We start from the raw sequence: 14,031 nt of genomic DNA, 5'->3' as shown, positions 1-14,031 counted from the left end.
CCGAGCAGCATGACTCCTCCCATCGGCCATCCCACGCTGCTCGGCGTCGACGTGATGTGGGTCGCGACGCTGCTGTGCGGCGTCGCCGCTTTCGCCGTGCTGGTCGCGATCTATGCCGCAACCACGGTGCGCGACCCGATGGCAAAGCGGGTCAAGGCGCTCAACGACCGGCGCGAACAGCTGAAGGCGGGCATCACCGCCTCCACCAAGCGCCGCGCCAAGCTGATCCAGCGCAACGATACCGCCGACCGCATGCGGTCGCTGCTGTCTTCGATGAAGGTGCTGCAGGACAGCCAGGTCAAGGTCGCGCAGCAGAAGCTGATGCAGGCCGGCATCCGTTCGAAGGAATGGGCGGTCGCGGTCATCTTCGGACGGCTGGTGCTGCCGATCGTGTTCGGCGCGTTCATCATCTGGCTGGTCTATATCGACCAGTATTTCCCGGCCTGGGGACCGATCAAGAAATACGGGCTGGTCGCGGGCGTGTTCATCCTCGCCTACAAGACGCCGGACCTGTTCCTCAACAACAAGATCAAGAAGCGCTCGGACGCGATCCGCAAGGGCCTGCCCGACGCGCTTGACCTGCTGGTCATCTGCGCTGAGGCGGGACTGACGGTCGACGCCGCCTTTCACCGGGTGGCGCGCGAGCTGGGCCGCGCCTATCCGGAGCTGGGCGACGAGTTCCAGCTCACCGCGATCGAGCTGGGCTTCCTGACCGAGCGGCGTCAGGCGTTCGAGAACCTGGCGATGCGGGTCAACCTGGACGCGGTGAAGGGCGTGGTCACGACCATGATCCAGACCGAGAAATACGGCACCCCGCTGGCGTCGGCGTTGCGCGTGCTGTCGGCCGAGTTCCGCAACGAGCGGATGATGCGCGCAGAGGAGAAGGCCGCCCGGCTGCCCGCGATCATGACCATCCCGCTGATCCTGTTCATCCTGCCGACTCTGTTCGTGGTCATTCTCGGCCCCGCCGCCTGCTCGATCAAGGACGCGCTGATCCACTGATCGGGATACCGGGCGGGCGATGGTCGTTATGCTCCCGTAACAGGAGGCACCGATGCAACCCTTGCAACTCTTCTCGATCACCGGCGGCGTCATCATGCTGCTGGTCTTCGTCGCCGGCTGGCTGGTCGGGCTGGCCAGCCGCAGCGGCGGGCGCAAGTGGCGGGAGCGCTATGCGGCCGAGCGCGACGCGCACGCCGCCTATCGCCGTGACGCCGATGCCGCGGTCGCCGCAGCCAACGCACGCGCGAAAGAGGTCGAACGCGAGCATGCCCGCCTGGCCGCCGCCGCGCCCGTGACCGCGGCCACCGTCACCCCGGCAGCCGGCGCAAGCTCGGTGGTGACCGCGGCGCCCCGCCCGGGCGAGACGGTGGTGATCCGCCCCGGTCAGCCGGTCGAGGAACGCCGCTAGGCCGGTCCGCAAGAAGCGCCGCGGCGCGCGGTGTCAATGACTGCGAAGCGAGCGCGGTCCTGGACCAGGATGCGGATCAGCGCGATGCCCCTGGCGCCGTCGACGCGCACCACGGTCGCGCCCGGCGGCGTGACCTGACCGGGGCGGGCGAGGAAAACGTCGATCTCCCTGCCGCCGACTTCGCGATTGTTGCGGACATAGACGACATCGGTGCGCGCATCGAACACCGACAGCGACCAATAGGATGACGGCAGCGCGGGCGTTTGGACGCGGATCGGCCCGGCGGACAGGTCGAAGGGGCAGCTGGAATAAGCAAGATCCGGACTGGGCCGGACGATCGCGCGGGCCTTGTCGGTCGCGAGCGGACCGGCGGTCATGCGGTTCATCCCCGCCCGCCCGACCCGCTTGATCGCTGCCGCCATCAGGACGCGCGGCGTCGCGACCAGCGCGAGGTGAAAGGTGACAAAGGTCACACCCAGACCGACCAGCAGCGGCAGCAGCCAGCGGCGCATGTCAGCAGCCCTCCCTGACGATGCTCGGCAGGCCCGCTTGCGGCGGATTGGTGCGGCCGGCGTCAGGCGGCAGATAGGTGCGCAACGTCAGCTCGACATGCTCGCGGCCGCCGGTTGGCAGCCAGTGGCCTGGCTGACGGGCGGGGGCGAGGACGATCTGCCACCGCGGCTCGGCAACGGCAGCGCTCTCCACCGAGAAGATATTCGCCGGGTTGGCGACGAGGTAGCCGTCGGCGTCATAGACGGTCAGGCTCCACCACTTCCCGGGCAGCGCGCCGCCCGCGATGCGGTAACGGCAGCGGCCGTCGAGCAGCTGCCCGGCATCGTCGGTCGCCGCGGTGTAATAGCGCGCCTCGCGCGCCGGCAACGCCAGGAGACCGCGCAGCGCCACGACCGCCCGGGTGCGCGCGCTGGCGTCCGCGGTGCCGAAATCGAGGCCGGTCCGCCACGGGCCGATGGCGACATTCGACCCGAACGCTCCCGCGCGCACGCTGTGCACGGCGAGGCCGACACCCAGGAGTACACCGAGGGCGACAGCCAGGAGATAACGCCAGATGCCGCTCACGTTCTTCTCTCTTCCCCGCCGGGGCCGGGCCCGGCTGCACCCGCCCGGGGGTGTAGGACAGCGCTGGTCACCGATCTCATCGCAACCGGGCCCTTACCTTCGGAGGGGATGAGCGCCCGCGAATCCGGCTGCCTGCCACCTGCTTCCTCACCCCTTCGCCAACGCCGCCTGCGCGGCGGCCAGGCGGGCGATCGGGACGCGGTACGGGCTGGCGCTGACGTAATCCAGGCCGACCTCCTCGCAAAAGGCGATGCTGGCGGGGTCGCCGCCATGTTCGCCGCAGATGCCGAGCTTGATCGCGGCGCGCGTGGCCCGGCCGCGTTCGGCGGCGAGCCTGACCAGCTCGCCGACCCCGTCGACATCGAGGCTGACGAACGGGTCCTTAACGAAGATGCCCTGCTCCACATAGGCGCCGAGGAAGCGGCCGGCGTCGTCGCGGCTGATCCCCAGCGTCGTCTGGGTCAGGTCGTTGGTGCCGAACGAGAAGAACTGGGCCGCCGCCGCGATCTCGCCCGCCTTCAGCGCGGCGCGGGGCAGCTCGATCATCGTGCCGACCAGATAGTCGACCGTCGCGCCGCGCTCGGCGAAGACGGCCTGCGCCGCGCGATCGACCACCGCCTTCATCAGCTCCAGCTCGCGTCGGGTGGCGACCAGCGGGATCATCACTTCGGGCACCGGGGCGTCGCCGCGCGAGGCGACGTCGAGCGCCGCCTCGAAAATGGCGCGCGCCTGCATCTCGTAGATTTCGGGATAGGTCACGCCCAGCCGGCAGCCGCGATGGCCCAGCATCGGATTGAACTCGTGCAGTTCGGCGGCGCGGCGCTTCAACTGCTCGATATCGAGCCCGGACGCGCGCGCGACCTCCGCGAACTCCGCCTCCTCGTGCGGCAGGAACTCGTGGAGCGGCGGATCGAGCAGGCGGATGGTGACCGGCAGTCCCGCCATTACCTCGAAGATGGCGGCGAAGTCGGCGCGCTGTTCGGGCAGCAGCTTGTCGAGCGCGGCGCGGCGGCCCGCTTCGTCCGACGCCAGGATCATCTGGCGGACGGCGGTGATCCGCGCATTGTCGAAGAACATATGCTCGGTGCGGCACAGCCCGATGCCCTCCGCGCCGAAGTCGCGCGCGGTCTGCGCGTCGTTGGGCGTGTCGGCGTTGGTGCGGACCTTCATCCGCCGCAGCGCATCGGCCCAGCCCATCAGCGTGCCGAAATCGCCCGACAGCTCGGGACTGACGGTCGGGACCGTACCCGCCATCACCTCGCCGGTCGCGCCGTCGATGGTGAGGAGGCCGCCCTCCTTCACCTCGCGGCCGGCGACGCGCATCACCTTGTCCTTCGCCGAGATGGCGAGGCTGCCGACGCCGGACACGCAGGGGCGGCCCATCCCGCGCGCGACCACCGCGGCATGGCTGGTCATGCCGCCGCGCGCGGTCAGGATGCCGCGAGCCGCGTGCATGCCGTGAATGTCCTCCGGGCTGGTCTCGGTGCGGACCAGGATCACCGCCTTGCCCTCCGCGGCCCATTTCTCGGCGGTGTCGGCGTCGAACACCGCCGCGCCCGACGCCGCGCCGGGCGACGCGGGCAGGCCCTTGGCGATGACGTCGCGCGGGGCGCCGGGGTCGAGCGTCGGGTGGAGCAGCTGGTCGAGGGCGGCCGGATCGACGCGGGCGATCGCCTCCTCGCGCGTGATGAGCCCGGCTTCGGCCATATCGACCGCGATCTTGAGCGCCGCCTTGGCGGTGCGCTTGCCCGAGCGGGTCTGAAGCATCCACAAATGGCCGCGTTCGACGGTGAACTCGATGTCCTGCATGTCGCGATAATGCTGTTCCAGCGTCGCGAACACCTGCGCCAGCTCGCCATAGACCGCGGGCATCGCCTCTTCCATCGAGGCCGGTCTGGCGCCGGCGGCCTCGCGCGCGGCGCGGGTCAGGTATTGCGGCGTGCGGATGCCGGCGACGACGTCCTCGCCCTGCGCGTTGATCAGGAACTCGCCATAAAAGGCGTCCGCGCCGGTCGAAGGATCGCGGGTGAAGGCGACGCCGGTCGCGCTGGTATCGCCCATGTTGCCGAACACCATCGCCTGAACGTTGACGGCCGTGCCCCAGTCGGCGGGGATGTCGTTCAGGCGCCGGTAGACCTTGGCGCGCTCCGATTGCCACGAGCCAAAGACCGCGCCGACCGCGCCCCACAGCTGGTCGTGCGGGTCCTGCGGGAAGGGCTTGCCCCATTCAGCCTCGACCAGCGTCTTGTAGTCGGCGACCAGCGCCTTGAGGTGAGCGGCGGTCAGCTCGGTGTCGAGGGTGAAGCCGCGGTCCTCCTTGGCGATCTCCAGCGCCTCCTCGAACGCGCCGTGATCCAGCTCCAGCACGACATCGGCGTACATCTGGATGAAGCGGCGATAGCTGTCCCAGGCGAAGCGCTCGTCGCCCGACGCCGCGGCGAGCCCCGCGACGGTGGCGTCGTTCAGGCCGAGGTTGAGGACGGTGTCCATCATCCCGGGCATCGACGCGCGCGCGCCGGAGCGGACCGAGACGAGCAGCGGGTCGGATGCGTCGCCGAAGCGCTTGGCCGTCACCCGTTCGATATGGGCGAGGCCGGTCGCGACCTCGGCACGCAGTGCAGGCGGGAAGCTGCGGCCCTCATCATAATAGACCGCGCAGAAGTCCGTCGAGATGGTGAACCCCGGCGGCACCGGCAGGCCGATCGACGCCATCTCCGCCAGGTTCGCACCCTTGCCGCCGAGCAGGTTGCGATCCCCCCTGCCCCCGTCCGAGACGCCGCCGCCGAACCTGTAGACATATCCCATATCTGGTATCCCTGCGCGGCATTGCGCCTGCGCGATGTTGTCCGTGTTGACCCCACGGATTGTGTTTGCGGGCGGGCGGGCTTGGCTCAGGCGCCCTCGATCCGGGAAAAGTCGGCGACGGCGTGAACGGCGTCGCGCATCCGGGCGAGGAGCGCAAGGCGTGCGGTGCGCTTGGCGGGATCGGAATCGTTCACGGTCACCTCGTCAAAAAAGCGGTCGATCGGCGCGCGCAGCGAGGCGAGGGCCGCCATCGCGCCCTCGAAATCCTCCGCCGCGACCGCCTGGGCGGCACGCGGCTCGGCCGAGTCGAGCGCGATGGCGAGCGCTTCTTCCGCAGGTTCGGGTGTGTAGGACAGCGAATTCTCTCTACCTGCGGGAGCGGGAGGGAGTGGCGCAGCCGCGGAAGAGTGAGGGTGAAGCTCGCTGCGAGGCTCACCCTCACCCCGCGGCGCTGGCGCGCCTTGCCCCTCTCCCGGTGGGAGAGGAGTAAACCCCTCCTTCTTCAGGATATTCGCCGCGCGGCGGTAGCCGGTGAGGAGGTTGGCCCCGTCCGCGGTCGCCATGAACGCCTGCAGCGCGCGGACGCGGGCGAGGAGGCGGACGAGGTCGTCTTCGCCACCGAGCGCGAAGACGGCGTCGATCAGGTCGTGGCGGACACCGGCTTCGCGTTGCTGGACTTTGAGGCGGTCGGCGAAGCTCACAAGTAAGGCTTCGACATCTACCTTGGCCGCATGTGCCGACGATAAAAAAGGGACCGCCAGCAGCTTGCCGAGCGGAATACGCAAGCCATTCTCGACTATTAGTCGGATTATGCCCAGCTCCGTTCGGCGTACCCCAAACTGGTCCCCAGACCCTTTGGCATGAATGTCGCCCGCAAAGAAGGCAGCGCGGGTTTCTACTTTGTACGAGAGAGCCTGGATGACCGATAATGGCGCCGAGGGGACGAAATCGTTTGGTCCACGCGGTCGGTATTGGGTTCGAATTGCCTCGCAAACCTCCGGAAGTTGGCCTTGTGCAGCGGCGTAGTAGCTCCCCATTAAACCCTCAAGTTCTGGGAACTCCCCTACCATACTAGTGGGTAAGTCCGCTAAGCAGAGTTGAGCTCCTTGCCTTGCCGCTTTAGCAAGTTCTTCTGTCGGCGTCGCGATAAGACCCGATAGAGCTAGCCACTCGGCGGTCTTAACCAAGCGAGACGCCTTATCAGCTAGCGTCCCCAGCTTTTCCTCGTAGCGGTCGAGTTTTTTCGCCTGTTCGGCCAGCGGCGTTTTCAGATCCTGCTCGTAGAAGAAGCGTGCGTCGGCCAGGCGGGCGGCGAGCACCTTGCGGTTGCCCTCGACGATCGCGGCGCCGCCGTCGCTCGCGTCGATATTGGCGGTGCAGATGAAGGCGTTTGCCAACGCGCCCGATCCTCCCCGGGACGGGGAGGTGGCATCGCGCAGCGATGACGGAGGGGGGACTGTGGAGACGACAGCGCCTGCCTCGGAGCCCCCTCCACCACTCGGCTGCGCCGGGCGGTGCCCCTCGCCGTCCCCGGGAGGATTGCGCAGGACGAAATATTTCTGGTTCACCCGGGCGGTGAGCTGGATCACCTCGGGGGGGACGTCCAGGAACGCCGGGTCGAAGCGGCCGAGCAGCGGCACCGGCCATTCGGTCAGCCCGGCATTCTCGATCACCAGCCCTTCGTCCTCGACCAGCGCCAGCCCCGCCTCGGCGGCCAGCGTAGCCGCGCGGTCGCGGATCAGCCGGGCGCGCTCGGCCTGGTCGACGATGACGTGGCAGGCGCGGAGCTTCCCGACATAGTCGGCGGCCGAGCCGATCGTGATCGGGCCGGGATGGTGGAAGCGGTGGCCGAACGTCGCGTAGCCGCTGGTGATGCCGGCTATTTCGACCGGCACCAACGCCTCGCCGAACAGCGCGACGATGCCGTGGAGCGGGCGGACCCAGCGCAGGCTCTCGGTCGACGCCGACGCCGCGCCCCAGCGCATCGACTTGGGCCAGGGGAAGGCGCGGATCACGGAGGAGATCGCTTCCGCCAGCACCGCCGCGGCGGCGCGGCCGGGCTTCTGCGTCACGGCAAACAGGATGCCGTCGCGCTCGGTCAGCTGCTCGCGGGTGAGGCCGGTCTTGCGCAGGAAGCCTTCGAGGGCCTGGGGCGGGGCGGACGTTTTCGGGCCCTTTACCTCCACAGTGACGACGTCGGTCGCGTCGGGCAGCCCGCGGGCGATCAGCGCGAGGCGGCGGGGGGTGGCGTAGGTGACGGTCTCGGCGGCGGCGATGCCGGCCCTGGCGAGTTCGGCGGTGAACAGCCGCGCAAGGTCTTCGCGCGCGCGTTCCTGCATCCGCGCGGGAATTTCCTCCGAGCGGAGTTCGAGAAGGAAATCGGTCACTGTTCTGCTCCTCCCCGCTCGCGGGGAGGGGGACCGCCGCGCTTGCGCGGTGGTGGAGGGGGGCCGGCCACGAGCACGCCGATCGACGCTGCCACGTGATCCGGGTTGCGCAGGATGTCCGCAGCCGAGACGCGAATCACACGATAGCTGTCCGCTTCCAAGAAGCGGACGCGCTCCTCATCCCGCGTCGGTCGATCACCACGATTGTGGATCTCGCCGTCGACCTCGATCACCAGCTTGAACGCCGCGCAATAGAAGTCGGCCTTGTACTTGCCGATGGGGTGCTGGTGACGGAAGGATACACCCGTCGCCTTGCGACGGATGCGCTGCCACAGCAGCGTCTCGGGCAGGGTCATCTGCCGCCTTAACGCGCGCGCCTCGTATACTTCGGGCCGCCGGAGTGATCGCGAGCCCTCTCCACCACGCCGCTCCGCGGCGCGGTCCCCCTCCCCGTCCCGGGTAGGAGCGGCGTCGTTCCACCTCACGCCGACCACCCGTGCTTGGTCATCCAGGCGGCGCAGGCGCCCTTCGCCAGGTCGCGGACGCGGCCGATATAGGCCTGGCGTTCGGCGACGGAGATGACGCCGCGCGCCTGGAGGAGGTTGAAGGTGTGGCTGGCCTTGATCGCCTGTTCGTAGGCGGGGATGGGCAGGTCGCGGCCCAGGCAGTTCTCGCACTCGGACGCCGCCTTGCGGAACTGGTCAAACAGCGTGCCGGTGTCCGCCACCTCGAAGTTCCACGCGCTCATCTCGCGTTCGTTTTCCAGGAACACGTCGCCATAGGTCACCCCCGCATCGTTGAAGGCGAGGTCGTACACGCTGTCGACATCCTGAATGTACATCGCCAGCCGCTCCAGCCCGTAGGTCAGCTCGCCCGCGACCGGCTTGCAGTCGAAGCCGCCCATCTGCTGGAAATAGGTGAACTGCGTCACCTCCATCCCGTCGCACCACACTTCCCAGCCGAGCCCCCAGGCGCCCAGCGTCGGCGACTCCCAATCGTCCTCGACGAAGCGGATGTCGTGGGTCCGCATGTCGACGCCGATCGCCGCCAGGCTGCCGAGGTAGAGGTCCTGCAGGTCGGGCGGCGAAGGCTTCAGGATGACCTGATACTGATAGTAATGCTGCAGCCGGTTGGGGTTCTCGCCATAGCGGCCGTCGGTGGGGCGGCGGCAGGGCTGGACGAAGGCGGCGTTCCACGGCTCGGGGCCCAGCGCGCGCAGCGTGGTGGCGGTGTGGAAGGTGCCCGCGCCCATCTCCATGTCGTAGGGCTGGAGGATCAGGCAGCCTCTGTCGCTCCAATAGTCGTGCAGCGTCAGGATCATGCGCTGGAAGGACATGGTCGGTTGTTGGGGCGCGGGCATGGGCGCTGCGGGCTTTGGCGGATGGCCGGACCGGTGGCAAGTGGATGGCGGGGGCAGAGTGGCGGGGACAGAGTGGCGGGGACGGCGGGGACGCGCTAGGGCGGGGCATGACCGCCCTCCCCCGCCTGCGCGCCGCGTTCGCCGCGCTCGTCCTGCTCGCCGCGCCCGCCTGTGCGAAGCCCGCGCCCGCCGCGGCCGCGCACCCGCACGCGCGCGCCGCGACCGACGCCGACCCGGCGCTGTGGGTCGTGCATCAGGGGCCGGCCACCATCTATCTGTTCGGCACGATCCATGTGCTCAAACCCGGGCTGACCTGGTTCGACGAGGCGGTGCGCCAGGCGTTCGACCGCTCCGACGAGCTGAAGCTGGAGATCGTCGAGCCGGACCCGCAGGCGATGGCGGGGCTGGTCCAGACCCAGGGCATGGCGGCGGCCGGCCCGACGCTGACCGACAAGCTGCCGCCGCGCGAACGTCCGGCGCTGCGGCGATGGATGGCGCGGATCGGGATGCAGCCCGCCGCGTACGACCGGATGCGGCCATGGCTGGCGGCGAGCTTCCTGGAGGTGCAGAGCCTGATCCAGGTCGGCTACGATCCCGCCAGCGGGCCGGAGCATGTCCTGACCGCGGCAGCGACGGCGGCGGGCAAGCCGGTCAGCGGGCTGGAGACGGTGGAGCAGCAGATCGGCTTCTTCGCCGGGCTGTCCGACGGCGCGCAGGTGGCGATGCTGGACGAGACGCTGGACGAAATGCCGACGCTCCAGCGGCAGATGGGGCGGATGGCCGACGAATGGGCGGCGGGGCGCAGCGACCTGATCGCGCGCGAGCTGAACGACGGCATCACCCGATCGCCCGAGGCGATGCAGGCGCTGCTGATCGACCGCAACCGGCGCTGGGCGGACTGGATCAAGGCGCGCCTCGCGCGGCCGGGAACGGTGTTCATCGCGGTCGGCGCGGGGCATCTGGCGGGGCCGACCAGCGTCCAGGCGGAGCTGGCGCGGCGGGGGGTGCGGGCGGAGCGGGTGAACTATTGACCCGCTCGCGCCTGCGGGAGCCGGAGGAGTTGCGTTTCGCCCCCTCTCCCGCTAAGCGCCCCCGCTTGCCCGGCCCTGCTACATCCCTGGAGGAGCGGCCGGCAATCAACGCAAACGAACCAAGGAACTGCACATGAGCGACCAGTTGGAGCTCGCAGCCGAGGCGCGTGAGCGGGTTGGCAAGGGAGCCTCCCGCCTGCTGCGCCGTCAGGGCCGCGTCCCCGCCGTGATCTACGGCCAGAATCAAGCCCCGGCGTCCGTCCATCTCGAAGAGAAAGCGCTGATCCGCGCGCTGGGCACCGGGCATTTCATGAACACGGTCGTCACCGTCGGCGGCGTCCGCACGCTGCCCAAGGACGTCGCCTTCGACGTCGTCACCGACCGCCCCGTCCATGTCGACTTCCTGCGCATCGGCGAGCACACCACCGTCCATGTCTCGGTGCCCCTGGTCTTCGCCGACGAGGACGACTGCCCCGGGATCGCCGCGGGCGGCGTGCTCAACATCACCCGCCACGAGGTCGAGCTGGTCGTCGACGCGGCCGACATCCCCAGCGAGCTGACCGTTTCGCTCAAGGGCCGGCAGGTCGGCGATGCGATCCACATCTCCGACGTGCAGCTGCCCGCGGGCGCCAAGCCGGCGATCGAGGACCGCGACTTCGCGGTCGCGACGATCGTGCCGCCGACGGTCCCGACCGCGGCCGACGACGCGGCGGATGCCGAAGTCGCGGCGGCCGGGCCGGAGGCTGCCGAGCCGGCGGCCGAGGGCGAGGGCGATACGACCGAAAGCTGAGGAGTGGAGCCCTCCCCTTCAGGGGAGGGGTTGGGGTGGGGCGCCGCCGCGCGCCGGTCGCCCGGAGGAGAGGCGCCACCCCCCGCCCCTCCCCTGAAGGGGAGGGAAGTCCGACGACATGCAGATCTGGGCCGGGCTGGGCAATCCGGGGCCGTCATACGCGCTGCACCGGCACAATGTCGGCTTCATGGCGGTCGACACGATCGCCGACGTCCACGGCTTTGGCCCGGTGAAGAAGCAGTTCGGCGGCTGGACGCAGGAGGGGCGGATCGGCGCACACAAGGTGCTGCTGCTGAAACCCGCCACCTTCATGAACGACAGCGGCCGGTCGCTGGGCGAGGCGCTGCGCTTCTACAAGCTCGGTCCCGACGCGCTGACCGTGTTCTACGACGAGTTGGACCTGGCGCCGTTCAAGGCCCGGGTGCGTGCCGGGGGCGGTGCTGCGGGGCATAACGGCGTCCGCTCGGCGGTCCAGCACCTCGGCCCCGACTTCCGCCGGGTCAGGCTCGGCATCGGTCATCCGGGGCACAAGGACCGAGTGACCGGGTATGTGCTGGGCAATTTCGCTAAAGCGGAAATGGACCCGCTCAGCGCCATGCTCGGCGCGGTGGCGGCGGCGGCGGGGTGGCTGGCCGATGGCGACGACGCGCGGTTCATGAGCGACGTGGCGCTGCGGCTGCAGGATTGACCTCGCCTCTCCGGCTCGCGAGAGAGGGACAGGCAGCGCAGCTGCCAGGGTGAGGGCTCGGTGCGGACGGAAGCGTCGGCCCCTAGCTTGGGCTCAGGTGGCAGGGCGAATACCGCCGGTGCGTCGCGCCTAACCCTCACCCTGACGCGTTCGACGTCTGTCCCTCTCCCGCAGGCGGGAGAGGGTGGTGCTGCTCGAACCGGTCGAACACCGCGCCGACCACCGCTTCCGCCGCCCAGCCGATCGCCGCGCCGGCGACCACATCTGTCAGATAATGGTTCCCCGCCGGTGCCTGCCCCGCCGCCACGCCGGCCGCCGCGAGCGCGGCCGGGACGGCAGCGCCGTCGATCTCGTGGCTCGCCGCGCGCGCGACCGCGACCGCGCCGGCAGTATGGCCCGAGGGGAAGCTCTTTTCCGCATGCCCGCCTTCGTCGCCTCTCGCGAAGCGGTGGCCGTGCGCCAGCGCCTCGCTGGGCCGGGTGCGGTCGAACTGGTGCTTGATCGCCAGCTTCGCGCCCGTCGCGAGCAGGTGCGAGGCGAGCATCCGCGCGCCGCCGCGCGCCAGGTCGCCGCGCCGCGCCAGCAGCCCGATCGCGAGCGTCCCCGCCGACGCAGCGATCAGCGGCGGCTGGTCGGCGCCTTCGAGCAGCGTAGCGAGCGCCTTCATCACCGGCGAGTCGCGGAAGCGCGCCGCCTGGTGGGTGACCTGCACGTCCGCCCGTGCGACCCGGTTTGCTGCCTTCTTCGCCTTGGTCGCGGTTTTCGTCGCGCGCTTGCCGGTCTCCTTCGACTTGGCGGCCTTGGGCTTGGAGGAACGCGATTTGGTCGGCTTGGTGCTCATGCCGGTGCAAACGGGTGTGCAGCCCGATAGGTCCGCGGCTACAGCGCGCGCATGAACGATCCCGCCACCATTCGCCGCCTGTACGGCCGCCGTCAGGGCCACAAGCTGCGCCAGGGCCAGGCCGCGCTGGTCGAGGCGATGCTGCCGGACGTGAGCGTGCCGGAGGGACCGATCCATGCGCGGACGCTGTTCGGCGACGAACGGCCGCTGGAGCTGGAGATCGGCTTCGGCGGCGGCGAGCACCTTGCCGCACAGGCGGCGGCGCGGCCGGATACCGGCTTCATCGGCTGCGAGCCGTTCCTCAACGGCGTGGTGCAGGCGCTGGGGCATCTGCGCGACGGGGCGCTGGCGAACGTCAGGCTGCACATGGGCGACGCACTGGACGTGATCGAGCGGCTGCCCGACGCCGGCCTGGAGCGCGTTTATCTCCTCCACCCCGATCCGTGGCCCAAGGCGCGCCACGCCAAGCGGCGGATGATCAATCACGGGCCGCTCGACGCGATCGCCGCCAAGCTCAGGTCCGGCGGCGAGTTCCGGCTGGGCACCGACGACCCGACCTATTGCGCCCACGCGATGATGGTGATGGGGCAACGGCACGACTTCGGCTGGACCGCAGAGACCCCGCGCGACTGGCTGCAGCGGCCCGCCGACTGGCCCGAGACGCGCTACGAGCGCAAGGCGCGGCGGCACGGGCATGAGGTGTGGTATTTCCGGTACGTGCGGATCTGATGCCGCGGACGTTGCGCTGGCCCGCTCCGGCGCGGCATAGCGGCGGCCGTGATCCCCTCCCCAGCCGTCTCCACCATCGCGCAGACGATTCAGCTGTCGCTGTCGCCGGTGTTCATGCTGGCTGGGATCGGCGCGCTGCTGAACGTGCTCGCCGGACGGCTGTCGCGGGTCGTCGACCGGGCGCGGGCGCTGGAGCGGCTGCATCCCGCGTCGACCGGGCCGGAGCATGAGCGCCACGTCTGGGAGCTGCGCATCCTGGACCGGCGGATCGCGATCATCAACGCCGGGCTGGCGCTGGCGGTGTCAAGCGCGGTGATGACGTGCTCGGTCGTGGCGCTGCTGTTCGTCGCCGAGCTGGCGAAGCTGCGGCTCGGGCGCGAGGTGGCGGTGGCGTTTATCCTGGCGATGCTGCTGCTGATCGCGGCGCTGGTGAGTTTCCTGCTTGAAGTTCGCACGTCGCTGCGTGCGATCCGCATCCGGCCGGAGCTGCTCGAATGATCGAGAAACGCGTGTTGCAGGTTGTCGTCGCGATCGCCTGCCTGGTGCCGCTCGTCACCGGCGGCGAGTCGATCCTGCGCGGCGCGGCGTGGATGGCGCACGGGCCGGTGTCACGCGATCTCGACAGCCATTTCCGCTACGTGTCGGGGATCTTCTTCGCGCTGGGGGTGGCGTTCACGACCTGCGTGCCCGCGATCGAGCGCAAGGGCGCGCGATTCAGGCTGCTCGGCGCGATGGTGGTGACGGGCGGGCTGGCGCGGCTGCTGTCGCTGGTCGAAGTCGGCCCGCCTGGTCAGGGGCATCTGTTCGGGCTGGCGATGGAGCTGGGCGTCGTGCCGTTGTTGATGGTGTGGCAATCGAGCCTGGCGCGGCGCATGATGCGCATGTAAGCCTCTGTGGAAGCTCTCGCTTCCG

The 14,031-nt window shown here is 69.8% G+C and carries 15 protein-coding genes; 8 read left to right on the top strand and 7 right to left on the bottom strand.

Annotation, left to right across the window (positions count from 1 at the left end):
* Positions 1–9: 9 nt before the first annotated feature.
* Both ACP2AD_RS00390 and ACP2AD_RS00385 read left to right on the top strand, forming a co-directional pair.
* A complete protein-coding gene (locus tag ACP2AD_RS00390; protein ID WP_425228099.1) occupies positions 10–1,002 on the top strand; it encodes a type II secretion system F family protein in 993 nt (330 codons plus the stop codon).
* Between the two features lie 52 nt (positions 1,003–1,054).
* Positions 1,055–1,411 carry a hypothetical protein gene (locus ACP2AD_RS00385; RefSeq protein ID WP_425228098.1) on the top strand — a complete coding sequence of 119 codons (357 nt, stop codon included), beginning with the start codon at positions 1,055–1,057 and terminating at the stop codon, positions 1,409–1,411.
* Here ACP2AD_RS00385 and ACP2AD_RS00380 read toward each other — a convergent pair.
* The 6 genes from ACP2AD_RS00380 to ACP2AD_RS00355 all read right to left on the bottom strand — a co-directional run bounded on the left by ACP2AD_RS00380 (position 1,408) and on the right by ACP2AD_RS00355 (position 9,016).
* Entirely contained in the window at positions 1,408–1,923 is a 516-nt protein-coding gene (locus tag ACP2AD_RS00380; protein ID WP_425228097.1) for a DUF1254 domain-containing protein, read from the bottom strand. The two genes, ACP2AD_RS00385 and ACP2AD_RS00380, sit on opposite strands and share 4 nt — an antisense overlap.
* A 1-nt stretch (position 1,924) precedes the next feature.
* Positions 1,925–2,488 carry a DUF1214 domain-containing protein gene (locus tag ACP2AD_RS00375; RefSeq protein ID WP_425228096.1) on the bottom strand — a complete coding sequence of 188 codons (564 nt, stop codon included), beginning with the start codon at positions 2,486–2,488 and terminating at the stop codon, positions 1,925–1,927.
* A gap of 147 nt (positions 2,489–2,635) precedes the next feature.
* Positions 2,636–5,293, bottom strand: coding sequence for a pyruvate, phosphate dikinase (ppdK, locus tag ACP2AD_RS00370; protein ID WP_425228095.1), 2,658 nt, complete (start codon positions 5,291–5,293; stop codon positions 2,636–2,638).
* Between the two features lie 86 nt (positions 5,294–5,379).
* Positions 5,380–7,680, bottom strand: coding sequence for a glycine--tRNA ligase subunit beta (locus tag ACP2AD_RS00365; protein WP_425228094.1), 2,301 nt, complete (start codon positions 7,678–7,680; stop codon positions 5,380–5,382).
* Entirely contained in the window at positions 7,677–8,165 is a 489-nt protein-coding gene (locus ACP2AD_RS00360; RefSeq protein WP_425228093.1) for an endonuclease domain-containing protein, read from the bottom strand. The genes ACP2AD_RS00365 and ACP2AD_RS00360 overlap by 4 nt, the downstream gene beginning before the upstream one ends.
* Complete coding sequence (locus ACP2AD_RS00355) at positions 8,162–9,016, bottom strand: glycine--tRNA ligase subunit alpha (RefSeq protein ID WP_425228092.1); 855 nt, start codon at positions 9,014–9,016, stop codon at positions 8,162–8,164. Before ACP2AD_RS00355 ends, ACP2AD_RS00360 begins: the two co-directional genes overlap by 4 nt.
* Positions 9,017–9,147: 131 nt before the next feature.
* On the opposite strand from ACP2AD_RS00355, the gene ACP2AD_RS00350 reads away from it, so the two are divergent.
* From ACP2AD_RS00350 to pth, 3 genes are all read left to right on the top strand, one after another.
* Complete coding sequence (locus ACP2AD_RS00350; RefSeq protein ID WP_425228091.1) at positions 9,148–10,071, top strand: TraB/GumN family protein; 924 nt, start codon at positions 9,148–9,150, stop codon at positions 10,069–10,071.
* Between the two features lie 133 nt (positions 10,072–10,204).
* The gene (locus tag ACP2AD_RS00345) at positions 10,205–10,861 is read left to right on the top strand and encodes a 50S ribosomal protein L25/general stress protein Ctc (RefSeq protein ID WP_425228090.1); all 657 of its coding nucleotides are present in this window, start codon (positions 10,205–10,207) and stop codon (positions 10,859–10,861) included.
* Between the two features lie 118 nt (positions 10,862–10,979).
* On the top strand, positions 10,980–11,549 hold the full coding sequence (pth, locus tag ACP2AD_RS00340; RefSeq protein ID WP_425228089.1) for an aminoacyl-tRNA hydrolase: 570 nt from the start codon (positions 10,980–10,982) through the stop codon (positions 11,547–11,549).
* Positions 11,550–11,685: 136 nt separating this feature from the next.
* Here pth and ACP2AD_RS00335 read toward each other — a convergent pair whose 3' ends face one another.
* Positions 11,686–12,390, bottom strand: a complete 705-nt coding sequence (locus ACP2AD_RS00335; RefSeq protein WP_425228088.1) for a phosphatase PAP2 family protein — start codon at positions 12,388–12,390, stop codon at positions 11,686–11,688.
* 51 nt (positions 12,391–12,441) lie between these two features.
* Here ACP2AD_RS00335 and trmB point away from each other — a divergent pair, with 51 nt between their 5' ends.
* The 3 genes from trmB to ACP2AD_RS00320 are packed head-to-tail and all read left to right on the top strand — an operon-like array spanning position 12,442 to position 14,006.
* Positions 12,442–13,119, top strand: a complete 678-nt coding sequence (gene trmB / locus ACP2AD_RS00330) for a tRNA (guanine(46)-N(7))-methyltransferase TrmB (protein ID WP_425228087.1) — start codon at positions 12,442–12,444, stop codon at positions 13,117–13,119.
* A gap of 48 nt (positions 13,120–13,167) precedes the next feature.
* Positions 13,168–13,617 carry a DUF2721 domain-containing protein gene (locus tag ACP2AD_RS00325; RefSeq protein WP_425228086.1) on the top strand — a complete coding sequence of 150 codons (450 nt, stop codon included), beginning with the start codon at positions 13,168–13,170 and terminating at the stop codon, positions 13,615–13,617.
* Complete coding sequence (locus tag ACP2AD_RS00320) at positions 13,614–14,006, top strand: DUF4345 domain-containing protein (RefSeq protein ID WP_425228085.1); 393 nt, start codon at positions 13,614–13,616, stop codon at positions 14,004–14,006. The genes ACP2AD_RS00325 and ACP2AD_RS00320 overlap by 4 nt, the downstream gene beginning before the upstream one ends.
* Positions 14,007–14,031 lie beyond the last annotated feature (25 nt).

The organism is Sphingomonas sp. (assembly GCF_965248875.1).
Lineage (GTDB): Bacteria > Pseudomonadota > Alphaproteobacteria > Sphingomonadales > Sphingomonadaceae > Sphingomonas.
This window is presented reverse-complemented; position numbering and strand designations above follow the sequence as displayed.